The following is a 612-nucleotide window of genomic DNA, read 5'->3' on the forward strand; positions in this document are numbered from 1 at the left end:
CTTGAGCGTGGCCAGCACGCCGGCCGGCAGGTTGGACGGCAGCGACAGCCCGCCGCTGATGGGCACCAGCCTGTGGAACAGGCCGCGCGCCGACTCGGCCGCCAGCAGCGCCAGCACATTGGTGGCCCCCGCCGACTGGCCCATGAGCGTGACATTGCCCGGATCGCCGCCAAAGCCCGCGATATTGCGCTGCACAAAACGCAGCGCCTGCAGGTTGTCCAGCAGCGCGAAGTTGCCCGTGGCCGGTGCGCCGGCCTGCATCTGCGGCATGTGCATGTAGCCCAGGATGTCCAGCCGGTAGTTGGCCGTGACCACCACGGCATTGGCAGCGCGTGCCAGGGCGGCGCCGTCATACAGCGGATCGGCCGTATAGCCCGAGATGGCGCTGCCGCCGTGGATGAACACCAGCACCGGCAGCTTCTCGGCGCCGCTGGCCGGGCGCCAGATGTTGAGCGTCAGGCAGTCCTCGCTGCCCACGGGCTGGCCCAGGGTGGAGGCAATGGTGTCGTCGAAGCGGTTGTTGGCGCCCGGGCCGTACATGCGCCCGATCTGCAGGCAGGCGTTGCCGAACTGGCGCGCCTCGCGCACGCCCTCCCAGGCCTTGGGACGCGG

Annotated in this window: 1 protein-coding gene; it reads right to left on the reverse strand. The window is 70.4% G+C overall.

Annotated elements, in window-relative coordinates; all coding sequences use genetic code 11:
* Positions 1 to 612, reverse strand: a 612-nt coding sequence (locus L995_RS01425; RefSeq protein ID WP_047468430.1) for a carboxylesterase family protein, incomplete at both ends; no start/stop codon positions are given.

It is taken from the genome of Delftia sp. ZNC0008, from assembly GCF_000799035.1.
GTDB classification, from domain to species: domain Bacteria; phylum Pseudomonadota; class Gammaproteobacteria; order Burkholderiales; family Burkholderiaceae_C; genus Comamonas; species Comamonas tsuruhatensis.